The sequence below is a fragment of the Pseudomonas tolaasii NCPPB 2192 genome (assembly GCF_002813445.1).
Taxonomy (GTDB): domain Bacteria; phylum Pseudomonadota; class Gammaproteobacteria; order Pseudomonadales; family Pseudomonadaceae; genus Aquipseudomonas; species Aquipseudomonas tolaasii.
The window spans coordinates 4,447,371-4,465,875 of record NZ_PHHD01000001.1; the positions used below are offsets into that span (position 1 = coordinate 4,447,371).

17 protein-coding genes are annotated in these 18,505 nt (G+C 59.3%); 6 read left to right on the top strand and 11 right to left on the bottom strand.

The genetic code is table 11. From position 1 onward, the window contains the following. Positions 1-19 precede the first annotated feature (19 nt). The gene (locus tag ATI14_RS20655; protein ID WP_016970491.1) at positions 20-1,348 is read left to right on the top strand and encodes an MFS transporter; all 1,329 of its coding nucleotides are present in this window, start codon (positions 20-22) and stop codon (positions 1,346-1,348) included. Positions 1,349-1,366: 18 nt separating this feature from the next. Here ATI14_RS20655 and ATI14_RS20660 read toward each other — a convergent pair whose 3' ends face one another. Continuing rightward, positions 1,367-2,455 (bottom strand): LLM class flavin-dependent oxidoreductase, encoded by a 1,089-nt coding sequence (locus tag ATI14_RS20660; RefSeq protein WP_016970492.1) that lies wholly within the window; start codon positions 2,453-2,455, stop codon positions 1,367-1,369. Between the two features lie 183 nt (positions 2,456-2,638). Further along, complete coding sequence (locus ATI14_RS20665; RefSeq protein WP_016970493.1) at positions 2,639-3,538, bottom strand: AraC family transcriptional regulator; 900 nt, start codon at positions 3,536-3,538, stop codon at positions 2,639-2,641. 109 nt (positions 3,539-3,647) lie between these two features. Here ATI14_RS20665 and ATI14_RS20670 point away from each other — a divergent pair, with 109 nt between their 5' ends. Together ATI14_RS20670 and glsB are read left to right on the top strand one after the other, a co-directional pair. Next, positions 3,648-4,058 carry a hypothetical protein gene (locus ATI14_RS20670; protein ID WP_016970494.1) on the top strand — a complete coding sequence of 137 codons (411 nt, stop codon included), beginning with the start codon at positions 3,648-3,650 and terminating at the stop codon, positions 4,056-4,058. Positions 4,059-4,285: 227 nt separating this feature from the next. Next, positions 4,286-5,194 carry a glutaminase B gene (gene glsB, locus ATI14_RS20675; protein ID WP_016970495.1) on the top strand — a complete coding sequence of 303 codons (909 nt, stop codon included), beginning with the start codon at positions 4,286-4,288 and terminating at the stop codon, positions 5,192-5,194. 146 nt (positions 5,195-5,340) lie between these two features. Here glsB and ATI14_RS20680 read toward each other — a convergent pair whose 3' ends face one another. After that, positions 5,341-5,853 carry a signal peptidase II gene (locus tag ATI14_RS20680; RefSeq protein ID WP_031319675.1) on the bottom strand — a complete coding sequence of 171 codons (513 nt, stop codon included), beginning with the start codon at positions 5,851-5,853 and terminating at the stop codon, positions 5,341-5,343. Between the two features lie 217 nt (positions 5,854-6,070). On the opposite strand from ATI14_RS20680, the gene ATI14_RS20685 reads away from it, so the two are divergent. Beyond that, positions 6,071-6,439, top strand: coding sequence for a hypothetical protein (locus ATI14_RS20685; protein WP_031319677.1), 369 nt, complete (start codon positions 6,071-6,073; stop codon positions 6,437-6,439). A 54-nt stretch (positions 6,440-6,493) separates the two neighbouring features. On the opposite strand, the gene ATI14_RS20690 is transcribed toward ATI14_RS20685, so the two are convergent. The 6 genes from ATI14_RS20690 to ATI14_RS20720 form a co-directional block, all read right to left on the bottom strand. Then, entirely contained in the window at positions 6,494-6,829 is a 336-nt protein-coding gene (locus ATI14_RS20690; RefSeq protein ID WP_016970498.1) for a DUF6124 family protein, read from the bottom strand. Between the two features lie 424 nt (positions 6,830-7,253). Continuing rightward, positions 7,254-7,697, bottom strand: coding sequence for a cupin domain-containing protein (locus tag ATI14_RS20700; protein ID WP_016970499.1), 444 nt, complete (start codon positions 7,695-7,697; stop codon positions 7,254-7,256). An 87-nt stretch (positions 7,698-7,784) separates the two neighbouring features. Next, the gene (locus ATI14_RS20705; protein ID WP_016970500.1) at positions 7,785-9,050 is read right to left on the bottom strand and encodes an NAD(P)/FAD-dependent oxidoreductase; all 1,266 of its coding nucleotides are present in this window, start codon (positions 9,048-9,050) and stop codon (positions 7,785-7,787) included. Further along, on the bottom strand, positions 9,047-9,799 hold the full coding sequence (locus tag ATI14_RS20710; RefSeq protein ID WP_016970501.1) for an amino acid ABC transporter ATP-binding protein: 753 nt from the start codon (positions 9,797-9,799) through the stop codon (positions 9,047-9,049). The genes ATI14_RS20705 and ATI14_RS20710 overlap by 4 nt, the downstream gene beginning before the upstream one ends. Then, a complete protein-coding gene (locus ATI14_RS20715) occupies positions 9,796-10,464 on the bottom strand; it encodes an amino acid ABC transporter permease (RefSeq protein ID WP_016970502.1) in 669 nt (222 codons plus the stop codon). Before ATI14_RS20715 ends, ATI14_RS20710 begins: the two co-directional genes overlap by 4 nt. Further along, a complete protein-coding gene (locus ATI14_RS20720) occupies positions 10,461-11,243 on the bottom strand; it encodes an ABC transporter substrate-binding protein (RefSeq protein ID WP_080520694.1) in 783 nt (260 codons plus the stop codon). The genes ATI14_RS20715 and ATI14_RS20720 overlap by 4 nt, the downstream gene beginning before the upstream one ends. Positions 11,244-11,459: 216 nt before the next feature. Here ATI14_RS20720 and ATI14_RS20725 point away from each other — a divergent pair, with 216 nt between their 5' ends. Both ATI14_RS20725 and ATI14_RS20730 read left to right on the top strand, forming a co-directional pair. Next, on the top strand, positions 11,460-12,239 hold the full coding sequence (locus ATI14_RS20725; protein WP_016970504.1) for an IclR family transcriptional regulator: 780 nt from the start codon (positions 11,460-11,462) through the stop codon (positions 12,237-12,239). 214 nt (positions 12,240-12,453) lie between these two features. Next, complete coding sequence (locus ATI14_RS20730) at positions 12,454-15,759, top strand: ATP-binding protein (RefSeq protein ID WP_080520695.1); 3,306 nt, start codon at positions 12,454-12,456, stop codon at positions 15,757-15,759. Positions 15,760-15,807: 48 nt separating this feature from the next. On the opposite strand, the gene ATI14_RS20735 is transcribed toward ATI14_RS20730, so the two are convergent. Then, complete coding sequence (locus ATI14_RS20735; protein ID WP_016970507.1) at positions 15,808-17,052, bottom strand: saccharopine dehydrogenase family protein; 1,245 nt, start codon at positions 17,050-17,052, stop codon at positions 15,808-15,810. Positions 17,053-17,080: 28 nt separating this feature from the next. After that, positions 17,081-18,178 (bottom strand): carboxynorspermidine decarboxylase, encoded by a 1,098-nt coding sequence (locus ATI14_RS20740; RefSeq protein ID WP_016970508.1) that lies wholly within the window; start codon positions 18,176-18,178, stop codon positions 17,081-17,083. Between the last annotated feature and the right edge of the window lie 327 nt (positions 18,179-18,505).

An 18,505-nucleotide genomic window follows, 5' to 3' on the forward strand; every position in this document is an offset into this window, starting at 1 on the left:
ACGACAAGGAGTCCCTTCGATGGGCAATCACGCGCAAGACACGGTCCGCAAGCGGCGCCGTGCGTTTCTCGGTGCCACCTCCGGCCACTTGATCGAGTGGTACGACTACGGCGTCTACGGCTTTCTCGCCGTGTACATCGGCCAGGCGTTTTTCGTTTCCGACGACCCCACCACCAGCCTGCTGGCGAGCTTCGCCGCGTTTGCCTTGAGCTTCTTCATCCGGCCGTTGGGCGGGCTGTTTTTCGGCCCGCTGGCCGACAAGATCGGCCGACGCAAAACCCTGATCATGGCACTGGTGATGATGACCGGCTCTACGGTGCTGCTCGGCCTGTTGCCGACGTACGCCACGCTGGGCATTGCCGCACCCATCCTGTTGATTCTGGTGCGTTGCGTGCAGGGCTTCTCGGCCGGTGGCGAAATCGGCACCGTCACCAGCTTTATCTCCGAATACGCCGGCCCCGGCCGCCGGGGGTTTGCCACCTGCTGGCTGATGGTGACTGCGGTGCTCGGCCTGTTGCTCGGCGGCGCCGTGGCCAACGGTATGACCTGGTTGCTGGGCGCCGACGTGATGCAGGAATGGGCGTGGCGCGTGCCATTCCTGATCGCCGCACCCCTGGGCTTTATCTCCATGTACATCCGCCTCAAGCTGGAAGACAGCCCGGAGTTCCTCGCCCTGCAACGGGCCGGGCAAACCTCCCGCGCGCCGCTGCGTGAGGTCTGGCAATGGAAACGTGCGATTGCCCTGGTGTTCTTCATCATTACCTTGCACAGCTCGATCTTCTATCTGGTGCTGACCTTCGCCTCGACCTACATGGCCAAGATCCTCAAGTTCGACAGCGGCACCACCTTGCTCTACGTGTTCGTTGCCAGCTTCTCGGCGGCTTTTGTGATGCCGTTTGGCGGCGCATTTACCGACAAATACGGGCGCAAGCCGTTTCTGATGGTGGTCGGCACCCTGGCCACGCTGGCAATGTTCTGGTTGTTCAAGATCGCTCCCACAGCCACGCCTGCGACGTTCTTCGCACCGCTGATGGCCGTGGCGATCCTGTTCGGGCTGTATGCCTCGTCCACCTATGCGCTGATGAGCGAGCTGCTGCCCACGCGCATCCGCTCCACCGGGATTGCCGTGGCGTATAACGTGCCGGTCGCGGTGTTTGGCGGCAGTGCGCCGCTGATTTCCACCTGGCTGATCAAGGTGACAGGCGATATCACCTCGCCGTGGTATTTCTATGTGGCCACCGGCGTGGTTTCGCTGATTGCCCTGGTGATCTTGCGCAAGGAAGACTTCGTTGCCAGTGGCAGCCCGGTGGCGGCACCGGCCACGCAGGGTGCGGTGGTGCTGAATTAACGCCCACCGCGTCAGGCGTCAGGCCACTTGTGTGGCGGTCTGGCGCTCGCGTTCGGCGACCCGTTGGCGGGTCAACGGGATCAGGCGCTTGCCGTAATCGATCGCGTCATTGAGCGGGTCGAAGCCACGTATCAGGAACGTGGTGATGCCCAGGTCGTAGTAGTCCAGCAGCGCGTCGGCGACTTGTTCGGCGGTGCCGACCAAGGCAGTGGAATTACCTTGGGCACCGAGCAGCCCGGCGATGCCGGTCCACAGGCGCTTGTCCAGTCGAGAGCCCTGCGCGGCGGCGGCGAGCAAACGGCGCGAGCCTTCATTTGGCGGTTCACGCCGTACAAAGCCGGTTTTCTCGGCCAATGCGGTGGCCTGTTGCAAGATGCTGTCGGCACGCGCCCACGCCAGCTCCTCGGTTTCGGCGAGGATGGGGCGCAGCGACAAACTGAAGCGAACCGTGCGCCCATATCTGGCCGCCTCGGCGCGCACCCGGGTCACGGTTTCGCGCACCTGTTCATAGGTTTCACCCCACAGCGCGTACACATCGGCATGCTTGCCCGCCACGGCAATCGCGGCGGCCGATGAGCCGCCAAAGTACAGCGGAATATGCGGTTGCTGCGGTGACTTCACCGTCGAATGCGCGCCTTCGACCTGGTAGTACTTGCCGGCAAAGTCGAAGGGCTTTTCACTGGTCCATTCCTGACGCAATACGCTGAGGTACTCGTCGGTGCGCGCGTAGCGTTCATCCTTGCCGATATGGCTGCCGTCGGCGCGCAACTCACGGTCGTCGCCACCCGTGATGATGTGCACGGCGGTGCGGCCGCCATTGAATACATCCAGCGTAGTGAACTGCCGCGCGGCCAGGGTCGGCTGGGCAAACCCCGGGCGATGGGCGATCAGAAACTGCAGCTTTTGGGTCACGCTGGCCGCGTGGGAAGCGATCAGCGTGCTGTCGGGGCTGTTGGAGTGGAAGGCCACCAGAGCGCGGTCGAAACCGGCGGCTTCATGGGCGCGGGCCACGGTTTCCACATACTCGGGTTGCAGCACCGGGCCGCTGCGCGGGTGAATTTCGGAAGAGTGGTGGCCGCCGATATAGCCGATGAATTCAACGCTCATGGTCAGTTCCTTGATCAGGCAGGGATTAACACCTCCACCGGGCAAGGGGTCGGTCATCGAAGTCAAAAGTAGGTCTAGCGGCGCGCCTTGTAAAAGGCTGATTGGTTCTAACCTAATTATTAAAATAAAGAATCATATTGTGCTTAACTATCAGAAATACGCATTTTTAGTATTGAAAACGCTTCACGCGGGCTCGGTGAGCCTGTCGGCTGGCAGCGCTGCCCGGCGTTGGTCGGGCGCTTCGACCATCGCGATACCGGGCTGCCCGGCGTTGCCGGTGGTGACACCGCGATCCGCCAGGTAGCGCGCCGGCGGCTGGCCCACGGCCTTGCGGAACATGGTGATAAAGCCGCTGGCATTTTCATAACCGAGGTCCAGCGCCACGCGCTGCACGCTTTCCCCCCTGGCCAGGCGTTGCAGTGACAGGATCACATGCAACTGCCGGCGCCAGCGCCCGAAACTCAAGCCCAATTCCTCCAGCAACAAGCGGGTCATGCTGCGCTCGCTCATGCCGATGCGCACGGCCCACTGGCCCAGGGTGGACTTGTCGCCGGGGTCGGCGAGCAGGCTGTCGGCCAGACGGCGCAACCGGGCGTCCTGGGGCATGGGCAGGTGCAGGCCTTCGATAGGCGCGTCGGCCAGTTCATCCAGCAACGTGTTGATCAGGCGGCCCTGAGCGCCATGCTCGTCATACAGCTGCGGGAAACTCACGGCCTTGCTGATCAGTTCGTGCAACAAACCTGAAACGCCGAGGGTGCAGCATTGCGGGGGCAGGGCGCTGGAGGCGTCGGGGTCGATCAACAGGCAATAAACCTCTGCCTCGCCCGAGCCCCGTGCCGCATGGGACATGCCGCCGGGAATCCACAGCGCGCATTGCGGCGGCACGATCCAGATGCCGGCCTCGATCTCACAGTGAATGACCCCGCGCAGGGTGTACATCAACTGCGCCTTGCGATGGGAATGCTGCTCATGCTCCCAGCTTTCGGCGGTGCTGGTCGCGCCCACGGCCACCACCGCGCGGGGGATCAGGTCGGCGTCTTTGGACATCTGCGGGTCACGCATATCGAGGCGGTGGCGTTTCATGCGGGTTTCGTATTTTGGCTGAATTGCGAAACATACTGGCTATTTTGTGCAATGCCGTCCAGTGGCGCGATCACTATAGTGAGATCCACTCTCATTCAGGAGCTTTGCCATGCGACTCGACAGTTCAACTTTTCCCGTGGTGAAAATCGTCTTCGACGCCCCCAACGAAGACGGTCCGGACGATGCCTTCCGGGTCTTCGAAAACCTGCTGGCGCGCCAACAGCCGTTCATGCTGCTGCACGAAAAGGCCGTGGACGAGAACAACCACGAACACTCCCACGAAGAGCGCAAACACGCCTCGATCTGGATGAAGAAAAACAAACAGGCGCTGCGTGCGTTCGTCAAAGGCATGATCCAGGTGGAACCCAGCGCGGCCAAACGCCTGGCGCTCAAACCCTTTGCCGCGACCTTCGGCAAGGCCTGGGGCTACCCGCTGCTGGTGGTCGAATCCAAAGACCGCGCCTGGGCCCTGGCGCAGGATGTGCTGGATGAGCGCGTGTCGGATGTGGCGTATTTTTAAGATGAATTGCCGCAATCTCCTGTGGGAGCCGGCTTGCCTGCGATAGCGGTACATCAGGCACTGGTGGAGTAACTGGCCAGCCGCCATCGCAGGCAAGCCAGCTCCCACAGTTGACCGAGGTGTGGCTCGGTCCAGGCGACACGACCCATTCCTGTCTGACCGGCGGCTTTGAGGTATCCTCCGCGCCCCGCTTATCACCGATTCAAAGACAGATGACAGGACAAGACATGCAGGCGCTGCTGGAGTCGATCCTCGACGAAGTGCGCCCACTGATCGGCCTCGGCAAAGTCGCCGACTACATTCCCGCGCTGGCCGACGTGCCGGCCAATCAACTCGGCATTGCCGTCTACGGCAACGACGGCTCGGCCTATTGCGCAGGCGATGCCGACACCCTGTTCTCGGTGCAGAGTATTTCCAAGGTATTCAGCCTGGTACAGGCCATCGACCACGGCGGCGAAACCATCTGGGAGCGCCTGGGCCACGAGCCTTCGGGGCAGCCGTTCAACTCCATGGTGCAGCTGGAATTCGAACGCGGCCGCCCGCGTAACCCGTTCATCAACGCGGGTGCGCTGGTGATCTGCGACATCAACCAGTCCCGCTTCGCCGTGCCGATTCTGTCGATGCGCGACTTCGTGCGGCGCCTGTCGGGCAACCCGCAGATCCTGGTCAACAGCATCGTCGCCGAGTCCGAAGCCCAGCATGGCGCGCGCAACGCGGCCATGGCTTACCTGATGAAATCGTTCGGCAACTTCCACAATGACGTGGACGCGGTGCTGCACAGTTATTTCAACTATTGCGCGCTGCAGATGAGCTGCCTGGACCTGGCCCGCGCCTTCAGCTTCCTGGCCAACGAAGGCGTGAGCGCCCACAGCGGCGAGCAAATCCTCACCGCGCGCCAAACCAAGCAAGTCAACTCGATCATGGCCACCAGCGGCCTGTACGACGAGGCGGGCAATTTTGCCTATCGGGTGGGCTTGCCGGGCAAGAGCGGGGTCGGCGGCGGGATCGTCGCGGTGGTGCCGGGGCAATTCACGGTGTGCGTGTGGTCGCCGGAGCTGAATACGGCGGGGAACTCGCTCGCGGGGATGAAGGCGCTGGAGTTGCTGAGCGAGCGGATTGGCTGGTCGGTGTTTTGAAGTGTGATGTAATCAATCTGCTGAAATGCAATCTACCAGCTACACATTTCCCCTGTGGGAGCGGGCTTGCCCGCGAAGGCGATGTGTCAGCTATGCATTAATTGGCTGGCACACCACACTCGCGGGCATGCCCGTAACAACTGGGGTTAGCGATCTCTTTGAGTCTTAGGTTTCAAAAACAAATCCATCATCAAGAACAACGCCCCGGCAGTAATCGCAATATCGGCAATATTAAACACGCCGGTATGCGTCGGCCCGACGTTCAGCACCATGTAGTCCACAACATGGCCATCCCGGAATACACGGTCAATCAGGTTGGCGATGCCGCCCAAGGCAATGGCGTACAGCGGCAACACTTTGCGCAGTGGTTGGCTCCAGTTTGACAGCGACCACCACATTGCCCAGACCACCACAACGGCAACCCCCACAATAAAAATCAGTTGTTTAGCCTTAGGGGGAAGAGCGGCGCCCAAGCTCAGGAATGCGCCGGGATTCAGGCTCAGTTCCAACGCGAGGTTGAACGGGGTGACGCCGATTTTGAAGCTGTGGGCGGACAGTGAAACCAAGGCCAGCAACTTGACCCACTGGTCCACGGCAATAAAGGCGATGCCCGCGAGAAGGGCAAAGGTGCGGCCTCGCAATAGGGGCGACGTGCTCAAGCGGTAACTTCCTAGTTTGGGCTTTCGATATAGCGCTCGAAGATAGCTCAGGCGCTTTAGCTCGTCCATTGTCTGGTGTTTGGATCGTAACCACTCAGAAGGGAAATGATCGTTGCGCCATTGAGGGACAGGTTTTTATCAAGAAATGCTAATAGATGATGGCATTTTGCTTTTTGGTCGGTTTATGCTGCGGAAAATAACGTCATCAAGGATGGATATGAAACACGTATTGGCTGCAATGGTCGTCGCCATTTTACTGAGTGGCTGTGCAACGTCCCACTATACGAGTGGCAAAGACTTTCCTTCAGCAAATGTCTCAAGCATCGTCAAAGGGAAAACGACGGCTAACGAGCTCAAGGCGCTTTTTGGTGAGCCTTTTGCCAAAAGCCCAGTGAACGAAACGGACGAAAAGTGGGTTTACACTTATGTGAACGGTTCGGCTCATGCTCAGAGTTATATCGTTACCATGAAGGTCACTAACACAGGCACTCAGAAAACCCTGGATGTTTTGATCAGGGACAACACCGTAATCAATTACACTTTTACCGAAGGGCCTAGCCCCGGCAGTACAACCGCCACGAATTAAAAGCTGAGTTTTATAATGGCCGTTCCCACGCGAAGCGTGGGAACGGCCATTTTCTCAAACAGTTGGGTGGGCCATATTCAGTGCCTTGTCCACCAGCAACTGCACTCCTTCCAACATGCGGCAAATGCCCAGCGCGACATTGCGTTGGGAGCCCTCTATTTCAAAAGCCATATGGCTGGCGATATCGCAGATGGACGCCAGGTCCTGTGATGCGTTGACCAACAGGGTTTCCGTGCCCAGATCAGCGCGCACGGTGAAGAGGCCTTCGCTGGGTACAGGTAGGGATTTGCCGGGATTCAGGTAGTGGTCGATCGCGCGGCAAGCCACTTCGTGCAGGATGCTGGTATCGAAGTCTTGATGGCTTGGGGGATTTGGGCTGTCTTTAATCATGGTGAAGCTCCTTTATAAATGGAGCTGCCACGATCCGCGGTCAAACGAAATAGGGTGGCAGCTATACGCGGGTTGACCGACCGGCCAAAAGGAGCAAAACCGGCATACCCGAAGGTATCCCGCGTACAGCTGCCGCGACAAGATACATCAGGCATAGAAAAAACGCCCAAGATCGGTGTTGGCACAGTTGCTCTTTTGAAGTCGGACGGTCAAATCCGGTCGCTGAATTGGCAACGACGTTGGCGAGGTTAGTCAGCGAGGTTCCGAGCGACAACCTGAAACCGCTGTGGGAAAACTCCGAGCGGTGACGATCTCTGTGGGAGCTGGCTTGCCTGCGATTGCAGTGTTTCAGCCAGCCGTGTCAATCCTGGCTCGCCGCTATTGCAGGCAAGCCAGCTCCCACACGTTTGATTGGTTTTCACGGTTATTTTTGGGTGGCTGCCACATCGTAGATCGCGTAGATCTTCTCGTAGCCCTTGGTTTCGAACACGCCGGTCCAGCCCTTGGGAATCGATACCGACTCGCCAGCCTTCACGGTCATCACCGTGCCGTCACTGGAGGTCAGGGTCACGCCGCCGGCGGTGAAGTATAAAAACTCTTCATACGGCGTGCCCGGCGCGCCCAGTTCTTCGCGCATGGGGCCGGATTTGTACATGCCGGTCTGGAAGGCTTTGTCCGCTGATTCATGGGTGACCACGTCGACGGTTTTGGGCTCGCCGGGCACACTTTTGACCGCGTCGGCGCGGGAAAAAATGCTGCCGGCGACGTCGGCGTGGGAGGTTTTGGTGGGCTTGAGCGTGTCGGCCATTGCAAGGCTGGTGCACAGGAGCGGAACGATAAAGCAGGCAGTCGCGAGGGTGTTTTTCATGGGCTGTCTTCCGTAGGGCCTGATGTCAGGAATATTCGCCGATATAACGCCTGGGCGCCGGAGAATATTCCTGACGGGCGATAACGGTTACAGCGCGAGCCGATCCAGCAGGCTGTACCAGGCCACGCCCGCGCCAATGTAAAACCGTTGCAGCCCATGCATGGGCAAGCGCTGCAGCGGCGTCACCGGGTAGGCGAACTCGGCGTTGCGCTCGCACAACCTTCCGGCCAGTTGCTGACCCAGGCTGGTACACAAGGCGATGCCGCGACCATTGCAGCCCAGGGCCAGTGTCAGCCCCGGCGCCGGTTCGTGAACGTGGGGCATAAAGTCCCGTGTGATCGCGATGCGGCCCGCCCAGCGGTATTCAAACTCCAACCGCTCCAGTTGCGGAAACAGCAACGCCAGCGAGCGCTCCAGGTGTGCGAAATCCGTCGGTGCAGTGGGGTCGTTGAACAGCCCGCGTCCGCCCATCAGCAAACGGCCGTGGCTGTCCTTGCGAAAGTACAGCAACAAGCGCTGCGCCGTGGACACGGTTTCCTGCCCCGGCAGGATGCTGTCCGCTGCGCGCCCGCTCAACGGCTTGGTGGCGACGATAAAACTGTTCGCCGCCAAAATGCTTTGCGCCATGCCCGGCCACAGGTTGCCGCTGTAGCCGTTGGTGGCCAGCACCACCTGGTCGGCGCTGACTTGCGCGCCGCTCGCCGTGTGTAACTGCCAGCCCGATGCCTGGCGCTGCAACCCGGTCACGGCGCTTTGCCCATGAATGCGCACACCTGCCGCCAACGCCGCGCCGACCAGGCCACGGGCATACGCCAACGGCTGAATCGCCCCGGCGCGGCCATCCAGCCAGCCGCCGGCAAAGGCTTCACTGCCCATGCGCGAGGCCACCGCCGCCGCATCCAGCCGTTGCACCGGCACACCACGACGGGCCCATTGATCGGCCCGGGCGTGCAAGCCGTTCACACCTTTTTCGGTGTACGACACCTGCATCCAGCCTTTGCGGACGGGCGCGCAATCGATGCCGTGCTTTTCGATCAGCTTGAACACCAGATCCGCCGAGTTCGACACACTGGCAATCAATGGCTCGGCCCGTTCCGGCCCGTACATCTGCACCAGTTGTTCGGGGTCGTATTTGAGCGTGGGGTTGACCTGCCCGCCATTGCGCCCCGACGCGCCCCAGCCCGGCTCATTGGCCTCCAGCACACACACGCTCACCCCGCGTTCGGCCAAATGCAGCGCCGTGGACAGCCCCGTATACCCGGCGCCGACAATTGCCACATCGACCTTCACCGATTCGTTCAACGCAGGCGTGGGCACCGCCTGCGGCGCCGTCGCCGACCACAATGATTTCATGGCAGGCTCCGCACAGCGCCGGTGGGGTGCAGCACGCGTCGCAAAAAGTCTTGAGTGCGCGGATGCTGCGGGTTACCCAGCACCTGCTCGGCCGCGCCGCTCTCGACGATGTAGCCGCCGTGCAGGAAGCACACGCGGTCGGCGACTTCGCGGGCGAAGCCCATTTCGTGGGTGACCACGATCATGGTCATGCCTTCATCGGCGAGGGTGCGCATAACGGCCAGCACGTCGCCGACCAGCTCGGGGTCAAGCGCCGAGGTGGGTTCATCGAACAGCATGGCATCGGGCTTCATCGCCAGGGCGCGGGCGATGGCCACGCGTTGTTGCTGGCCGCCGGACAGTTGTTCCGGGTAGGCGTCGGCCTTGGCGCTGAGGCCGACTTTCTCCAGCAACACCAGGGCTTCCTCGCGGGCTTGCCTCGGTGGTTCACCTTTGACGTACACCGGGCCTTCCATTACGTTTTCCAGCACGGTGCGGTGGGGGAACAGGTTGAAGCGCTGGAACACCATGCCCATGCGGCTGCGCAGGGCGTGCACGGTTTTGCTGCCGCGCTGCACGGCTTCGCCGAACACGCTGATGTGCCCGCCGTCGTAGGCTTCCAGCGCATTGATGCAGCGCAGCAGGGTGGATTTGCCCGAGCCCGACGGGCCGATCAGGCACACCACTTCGCCCTTGGCCACGTCCAGGTCCACGCCGTGCAGCACACGGTGGCTGCCGTAATGTTTTTGCAGTTGGCGAATCTCGATCATGCTTTTTTCCTCCGGCCCAGGTGCTGTTCCATGCGGCGCAGGCCATACACCAGCGGCAGGCTCATCAGCAGGTAGAGCAGGGCGACCAGGGTGTAGACGGTCATGTTCTGAAAGGTCGACGAGGCGATCAGTTGGCCCTGGCGGGTCATCTCCGCCACGGTGATGGTGGACACCAGCGACGAATCCTTGAGCATCATCACCAGCGTGTTGCCATAGGGCGGCAGCGCGATGCGAAACGCCTGGGGCAAGATCACCCGGCGCATCATCAGCACCGAGCGCATGCCCAGCGCTTCGGCGGCTTCACGCTGGCCCTGTTCGACCGCGATGATGCCGGTGCGGAAGTTTTCGGCCTGGTACGCCGAGTAGGCGATGCCCATGCCGATCACGCCCGCGTAAAACGCGGTGAGGTGCACGCCCATGTCCGGCAGCACGAAGTAGATGTAGAACAGCTGCACGATGATCGGCAGGCCACGAATCACGTTGATGATGGTGCTGGCCGCCCACGACAGCGCACGAATCGGCGACAGTTTGAGCAGCGCCAGCACCAAACCAATCGCACTGCTGAGCAGGAACGACAGCACGGTGATCTGGATCGTCACCCAGGCGCCCTGCAGCAAAATCGGCAGGAAGTCCTGGGCGTTTTGCAGGAATTCACTCAGGTTCATGGGCGCACCTGGGTATCAAGCCCCCACTTCTTGAGGATGGCGTCGAGGGTGCCGTCGGCCTTGATGGCGGCGATGGCGGTGTTCAGGCGGTTGAGGGTGTCGGCGTCGCCCTTGCGTACCACCAGGCACACTTCGCCGACGTTGGTGGGCTTGTAGTCCGGGGCGAGTTTCACGCCTTTGAACAGCTTTTGGCGGATCTGGTAGGCCACCACTGGCTGGTCGCCCACGGCTGCCTTGATGCGGCCCAGGGACAGGTCGCGCACCATCTCGCCAATGGAGTCGTAGGTGCGGATCTCCTTGAAGATGCCGAGTTTGTTCAACTGGTCGTAGAACACGGTGCCGGCCTGCACGCCGACCACCTGGTCTTTCAGCGGCGTAAGGTCGGGGTAGGCGGCGTTGTCATCGGCGTTGACGATCAGGCCTTCACCGTAGGCGTACACCGGGGCGCTGAAATCGACGACCTTGGTGCGCTCCTCGGTCTTGAGCATGCCGGCGGCAATGAAGTCCAGCTTGCCGGAGGTGAGGGAGGGGATCAGCGCGGCGAAATTGGTCTGCTCGATCTGGCTGGTAAACCCGCCGGCCTTGCCGACGGCTTCGGCCACGTCAACCATCACCCCTTGAATGCTGTTGCTCTTGATGTCGAGGAAGGTAAACGGCGAACCACTGGCGGTTGCACCGACTTTGTACGAGGACGCACTTTCTGCGTGCACGGCCGTCACGCAGAGCGTGGCGCACACACCGAAGGCAAGGCGGCGAAACAAGGGCAGAAGACTGTTCATCGGGTTACTCCAGAAGGAAAACGGAAAGTCAGTACCGCGAGCGGCTGGCGATGAAACCGCAAGCTCTGTGCCATTTCGATTGATATAAATCGTTTATCGCTATACAAAATAGACAAAATGAACCATTCGTATCGATATGCGATATTTAGTGGTCTATTTTTGTGATTTGCGGTAGAAATGCCGCCACGTCTGATCGAATAACGTCGTGAGTTCGCCATGTCCGAAGAACGCAACAGTCTGCACAATCAATCCCTGGAAAAAGGCCTGTCGGTGCTCAAGGCATTCAGCGCCCAGCGCCGCAGCATGAGCCTTGCAGAGGTGGCCGAGGCGGCCGGCATGACCAAAAGCTCGGCCCAGCGCATGGTGTTTACCCTCGAGAGCCTGGGTTACCTTCGGAAACACTCGCGCACACGGCATTACCAACTCACACCCCGGGTGCTGGAGCTGGGCTTCAGCTATCTGGATGCGCATTCGTTGATCGAGGTGGCCAACCCGTTTCTTTCGGAACTGACCCGGCTGACCGGCGAAACCTCGTGCCTCACCGAGCCTGCGGGCTACGACATGACCTACATCGCGCGCTTTGTAAGCTCCGGGTTCGTGCCGGTGCATATGCCGATCGGTTCTCGGGTGCCGATGTACTGCACGGCGTCGGGCAGGGCGTATTTGAGCGCGTTGCCGCAGGATGAGGCGCTGGGGCTGATCGAGAACAGCCAGCGCGTGGCGCACACCAGCCAGACGCTGACGGACGTCGACCAGATTCTGGCGTCGCTGCAACAGGTGCGTGAGCAGGGTTACGCCGTGAATGGCCAGGAGTTGTTTCTGGGTGACATGACCATCGGCGCGCCCGTGTTGGGCGCCAACGGCCGCCCCGTGGCGGCGGTGCATGTGGTGGCGCCGACCAGCCGCTGGAGCAGGGCGGATGCTGAACGGCAGCTGGCACCGGCGTTGTTGCAGTGTTCAAGGGCGCTGAGCAACTCGGCGCGGAACCTGGAATAACAAAAATTCTGGCCGGCCTGTGTTGCGTTGCCCTTTTTTTTACACGAACCATCTACGGGCCACCGAGTACGAGGCGTTCCTGCAGGCGATTTCGCTTTGATAGCCTTTTGCCAATTGGCAGTCTTTTATATCCGGACCAATCAAGTAGAATTCTCGGCGCTTGTCACGTCTCGATACTGCACTACCTTTATTGTCGTGGGCCTTGGAGGCTTGTTTGAAAGGATTCCCTATCGACCTTGATCGCCTCAAGGGCTTGGCCGCCACTCGAGGTGGGCGCGTAGCGCTGGCCGGTTTCGAGTACCAGCGTGCCTTTGCAACATTGCGACTGGTATCCATGCTGATTGGTCACGTCGTCAAGGGATGCAGTACGCAGATTCCGGCGTGGATACGTTATGAATGGGCGGAGGATATCGATGAGCTGGACACCAATGGTGGTATCACCTTGTGGCAATGCAAGCAAGGTAACGATTGGACCGAACCCGCTAAATTGGCCACCGTCTTTTCCGGTTTTGCGCCTAAGTGGTTGTGGACAGCGGACACGCAGCGCGAGCGCCTGAGTCTGCGCCTTGTGACTAGCGACGTTGCTTACGCCGAGTTCCGCGACTTGCCAGGAGCATTGAAAAAAAAGACTGAAGTGCGTGCGCATTTTTTAAGAACTGTTCAACAAGCTGCCGCAAAGGGCAGCGACCTTGCGCAATGGCAAGATGAGGCTAAAGCGTTCGGCTTCAAAAAATTGTTCGATGAGCTCTGGTCAGCAACGCAGGTTTTGTTTGTACCCGATGAAGCGGTCGTGAGTACGGCTGCACTCTGGCCAGCCGAAGATGATGCCGTGAATGCATTGGCCAGGGCGCACTGGCTGGCACCGGACAAAAACTCTCAGGACATTATCCACTGCTTACATGCATTGCTGGGGCTTGCACCTTCAAGCACTTACGTGGGCGGGCAGATTGATCGATTGACAGCTACCCCACTGGGGATAAGGCCAATCGATGTGAATGATCGGCTCGATCCTTTCCGTCGAGAACAGGCGAGCTCAAGCCTGTTCCTGCCATTAATTGACCGCACCGTGCTGCAGCAATCGCGAACACTCCCCCAAAGGCGCTATGTCGCACGTCGGCCGCAATGGCAGGATGTTGTGCATGGCAGTGACGCAACCATAGGGTTTTTCGAGCGCAGCATTACACGCGATGTTGTTGATGGTCTGCGCAACGCATTGAACGATTGCCTCCAGTTCCAAGAGAAACTGCGCTTGCAGCTGCTGGTAGGTGCTCCAGGTTGCGGCAAAAGCACGTTGGCACTTCGTGTGGCGGCACAGTTGGTGGACGAAGGCATCTGTACTGCTATCGACGCTCGTTTTGCAGTCAATGACGAAGAAGAAGTACTTGCGGTGGTCGCCACGTTGCAAGGGCGGCAGGATCCCAAGCGGGCTTTGTTGCTGGTACTGGATGACCCGCTAGGGGTTGCCAGCCTTTGGCCGCGTGTGCTGGATAAATTGTCCAAGTTGCGACCGAGAATGGTGGTGTTGGCTGCGACACCCGAGTTCTTGCTGCACCGATACAGTCAGCAACTGAGCAGTCTGCGGTTGTTGCCGCTCAGGCGAGTGGAGCGTCCTGACGGTACCGAGCGCCTGACTCTGGCTCGCTTTTATCCAAAGTCGGACATGACGGAACTGTCATCGGGTAATGAAGAACTGCTGGTGTTGACGATGCTTGCCGCCACTAATACCCCGTTCGACGAGATCATCGATGGGTTATGGGACAACCTGGCAGAAGGTGTTCGATTGCCGCGGACAGTCCTGGGGCGTGAGCTGCCGTGGCAGGTGGCAGCACTTTGGCTCGTGGTGTTCTTTAATCGTGCCTATGGCGCGTGCCCGCTACTTCTACTGAAGGCATTTCTGGCACCGTGGTTTCGTGATGACGAAGAAGTGGGTGAGCGGCTGGCACAAATGAAAAGTGCTCACGGCTGGGGGGTGTTTCAGATCGAGGAATCACCTGCCGGTTTCGCCTCCCAAGGCGGAGTGGTTCGTACGATGCATACACTGGTTGCACAGGCTGCCTGGGATCGACGGCCTGCCGCCGATTGGTCGGTGACCGGGTCTATCGCGCAGGCCAGCTTGCGCTTTCCAATGGCGGCTCGACCTCTGGCGCAAGCGCTGGTAGCGCTTTTTGAATTTTCTGCAGCGGAGGCTGAACCGTTGCTCACTGCCGTGGCCAATGCCTGGTGTGCAGCCGATGTTGTCACGCTGGAAACGCGTTACCTCTGTGAGCTTGTCTGGATATGGAAACGTAGTGCGGTGCCAATACCCCCGTGTATCAATGGGGCATTACAGCAACGAATAGCGTTGAATGATGAGCAGAGTTGGCTAGCGGCTTACCATGTCCTTTATCTGGGCTCTACGACACAGGTACGCAGTTTGTCCCAGTCGTTGCCCTATCGGCAGTTGCTGGAGTCAGCCGATTTTTTCATCGAGCAGAGTCGCGCAATGGGTCTATGCAGCGCACTTGTGGACCAGCCTTCGTTGCAGGCCAGGATGCTGGATCACATATGGCGTGCCTTCGACGACACCAAGGGCGCGAGAATCAGCAGCATTTTTCTCAACTGGATGATGATTCATGGTGGCGCCTGGTCGGTAGTCTCTCGCAAAGATGTCATTCGCGCCTGGCTCGCACAACACCCTGGTGACACTCACGTGCGTGTCGCCTTTATGATGCATCTTGAGCGTCTTACGCCGGCCGATTGCACAGCGGCGCTCAATGATTTGCGTCAATGGTTAGCCGAGCATCCTGAGGACATGGGTGTACGCAATGGTTTTCTGGCCCATCTTGGCAAATTCAGTGAGATTGAGCAGGGTGCCATTATTGGCGACTACGTGAGCTGGCTTGCTGTTCACCCTGACGATTCCAATGTACGTAACGGTTTTCTCAAGCACATCGACAAGCTCAGTGTGACGGAGCAGATATCGGTACTCGATGCTTATTGGGAATGGTTGGCTGACCATCCTGAAGACACGAATGTACGTGCCGCTTTTCTAGGTCATGTCCACAAGTTCAGCGAGGAAAAACAGGCGCTTATTCTCAGTGAGTATGACGAATGGCTGGCTCATCATTCTGACGACACCAACGTACGTTCAGCGTTGCTCAAGTGTTTGCACCAGCATGCACACAACTCGTTGCCGGAAGTTCTTGAGCAGACACTTAACGGGCTGAGCTACGAGACGCGTGCCTTTCAACCGGCTGGCGCTGCGCTTCTGGCTATCGGGGGGCTCGGTATAGAGCATCTGCAGCTTATCGTGCGTTGGCTTCAATGGCTCGCACAGGTGCTTGAGCTCTTCAAGGGGAATAAATCAGCAGGATTTTTCATGAGGGGTACTCTCACCAACGTTCTCGAACAAGCCTGTGCGTATGCGCAAAGTGAAGAGTGCTCAGAGCATGACAGGGTATCCGCGTTGCTAGCCATCGAGCGTTTGGAGAACTCAATCCTGCAGTGGAAAGCTTCTGTCGGTCGACCCTTAACAACCTGAAAAAAATGCGCCCCTGAGGGCGCATTTTTTAGGTCAGCGAGCGCCTGTTCAGGCAGTCGCATCCCACGCACGATCACCGTGCTCATCCTTGATCCGGGTCGGCAAGCCCATTACGTCCAGTGCCTTGAGGAACGGCTCGGCCGGCAGCTCCTCGACGTTGGCCATGTGCATCACATCCCATTCGCCACGGGCGACCAGCAGCGCAGCGGCCACCGGTGGCACGCCTGCGGTGTAGGAAATGCCCTGGCTGTCGGTTTCGGCAAAGGCTTCTTCATGGCACGCCACGTTGTAGATGAACAACTCGCGCGACTGGCCATCCTTGGTGCCTTTGACCAGGTCGCCGATGCAGGTCTTGCCGGTGTAGCCCGGTGCCAGCGAAGACGGGTCGGGCAGCACGGCCTTGACCAGTTTCAACGGCACGACTTCCAGGCCTTCGGCGGTAGTGACCGGCTTCTCGGAGAGCAGGCCGAGGTTTTTCAGCACGGTGAACACGTTGATGTAGTGTTCGCCGAAGCTCATCCAGAAACGCACGTTGGGCACGTCGAGGTTTTTCGACAGCGAGTGCACTTCATCGTGGCCGGTGAGGTAAAGGTTCTGCGAACCGACCACCGGCAGGTCGTCGGTGCGTTTGACTTCGAACATGGTGTTGCTGGTCCACTGGCTGTTCTGCCAGCTCCACACCTGCCCGGTGAACTCGCGGAAATTGATTTCCGGGTCGAAATTGGTGGCGAAGTATTTGCCATGGGAGCCGGCATTGACGTCGAGAATGTCGATCGAATCAATGCGGTCAAAATGCTGTTGTGCTGCCAGCGCGGCATACGCGTTGACCACACCCGGGTCGAAGCCCACGCCAAGAATGGCCGTGATGTTCTTCTGTTTGCACTCTTCCAGGTGGTTCCATTCGTAGTTGCCGTACCACGGCGGGGTCTCGCAGACCTTGCCCGGCTCTTCGTGGATGGCGGTGTCGAGGTAGGCAACGCCCGTGTCGATGCAGGCACGCAGTACCGACATGTTCAGGAACGCGGAACCCACGTTGATGACGATCTGCGATTCGGTCTCGCGGATCAGGGCCTTGGTCGCTTCCACGTCCAGGGCGTTCAGCGCGAAGGCTTTGATGTCCGCAGGTACCTTGAGGCTACCCTTGGCCTTGACGCTGTCGATGATGGCCTGGCATTTGGAGATGTTGCGCGACGCGATAGCAATACGACCGAGTTCGTCGTTGTGCTGCGCGCACTTGTGGGCCACCACCTTGGCGACACCTCCTGCACCAATGATAAGAACGTTCTTTTTCAATTGCTTTATCTCTCCTTTATCCGCCAGCTTACGAAAGGCTGGACAGGTAGTCGTCGTAACCAAATTCACGAACCACCTCGACGGTACCGTCGAGTTGTTTCACTACGATGGACGGCATTTTCAGGCCGTTGAACCAGTTTTTCTTGACCATGGTGTAGCCTGCGGTGTCGATGAACGACAGCCGATCGCCGATGGCCAGCGGACGATCAAATGGGTATTCGCCGAAGATGTCCCCGGCCAGGCAGGATTTGCCGCACACCATATAGGTGTGTTCGCCCTCGCTTGGCGCCAGCTTGGCGTTCAGGCGATAGATCAGCAGGTCCAGCAGGTGGGCTTCGATGGAGCTGTCTACCACGGCGAGGTTCTTGCCGTTGTAGAGGGTGTCGAGCACGGTGACTTCCAGGGAAGCGCTGTTGGTGATCGCCGCTTCACCCGGCTCCAGGTACACCTGCACGCCGTACTTCTCGGAGAACGCCTTCAAGCGGGCGCAGAATGCGTCCACCGCGTAGTCTTCGCCGGTGAAGTGGATGCCGCCGCCGAGGCTGACCCACTCGACCTTGTGCAGCAGCGCGCCGAAGCGTTCTTCAATCACACCCAGCATTTTGTCGAACAGGCTGAAATCGCCGTTCTCGCAGTTGTTGTGGAACATGAAGCCGGAGATTTGATCGATCACGCCTTCGATCTTCACCGGGTCCCATTCGCCCAGGCGGCTGAACGGACGCGCCGGGTCGGCCAGCAGGTAGTCGGAGCTGCTCACCTGCGGGTTGACGCGCAGGCCGCGGGTCTTGCCTTCGCTGCGTTCGGCAAAACGCTGCAATTGGCTGATGGAGTTGAAGATGATCTTGTCGCAGTTATCCAGCATCTCTTCGATTTCATCGTCGGCCCAGGCCACGCTGTAGGCGTGCGCCTCGCCTTCGAACTTCTGGCGACCGAGCTTGAGCTCATACAGGGAAGACGAGGTGGTGCCGTCCATGTATTGCTGCATCAGGTCGAACACCGACCAGGTGGCAAAGCACTTGAGTGCCAGCAACGCCTTGGCGCCGGACTGCTCGCGCACGTAAGCAATCTTCTGCATGTTGACCAGAAGCTTCTGTTTATCGATGAGGTAATACGGCGTTTTGATCATTTTTGAGAGCCTGCGGCGGTGCCTGCCAAAAAAGGACACGCATTGTGCCCGCACTTGGATCAGATCGAAAGGTTAGTGGGCGGATTTTGCTGCCCCGGTTTTTCAAGCGTAGCGGCGAAGTATGACTATCTATAGGCATACCCCGGCCCAATGTGGGAGCTGGCTTGCCTGCGATAGCGGTCTGTCAGTGCCAGTTGTATTGGCTGATCCACCGCTATCGCAGGCAAGCCAGCTCCCACATTTGATTGCCATCAAACTGTCATCTCCTCACCGCCGAATTGCCATATTTCCCCGCTACTGTCCTCGTCAATGAGATCGATCTCAAGC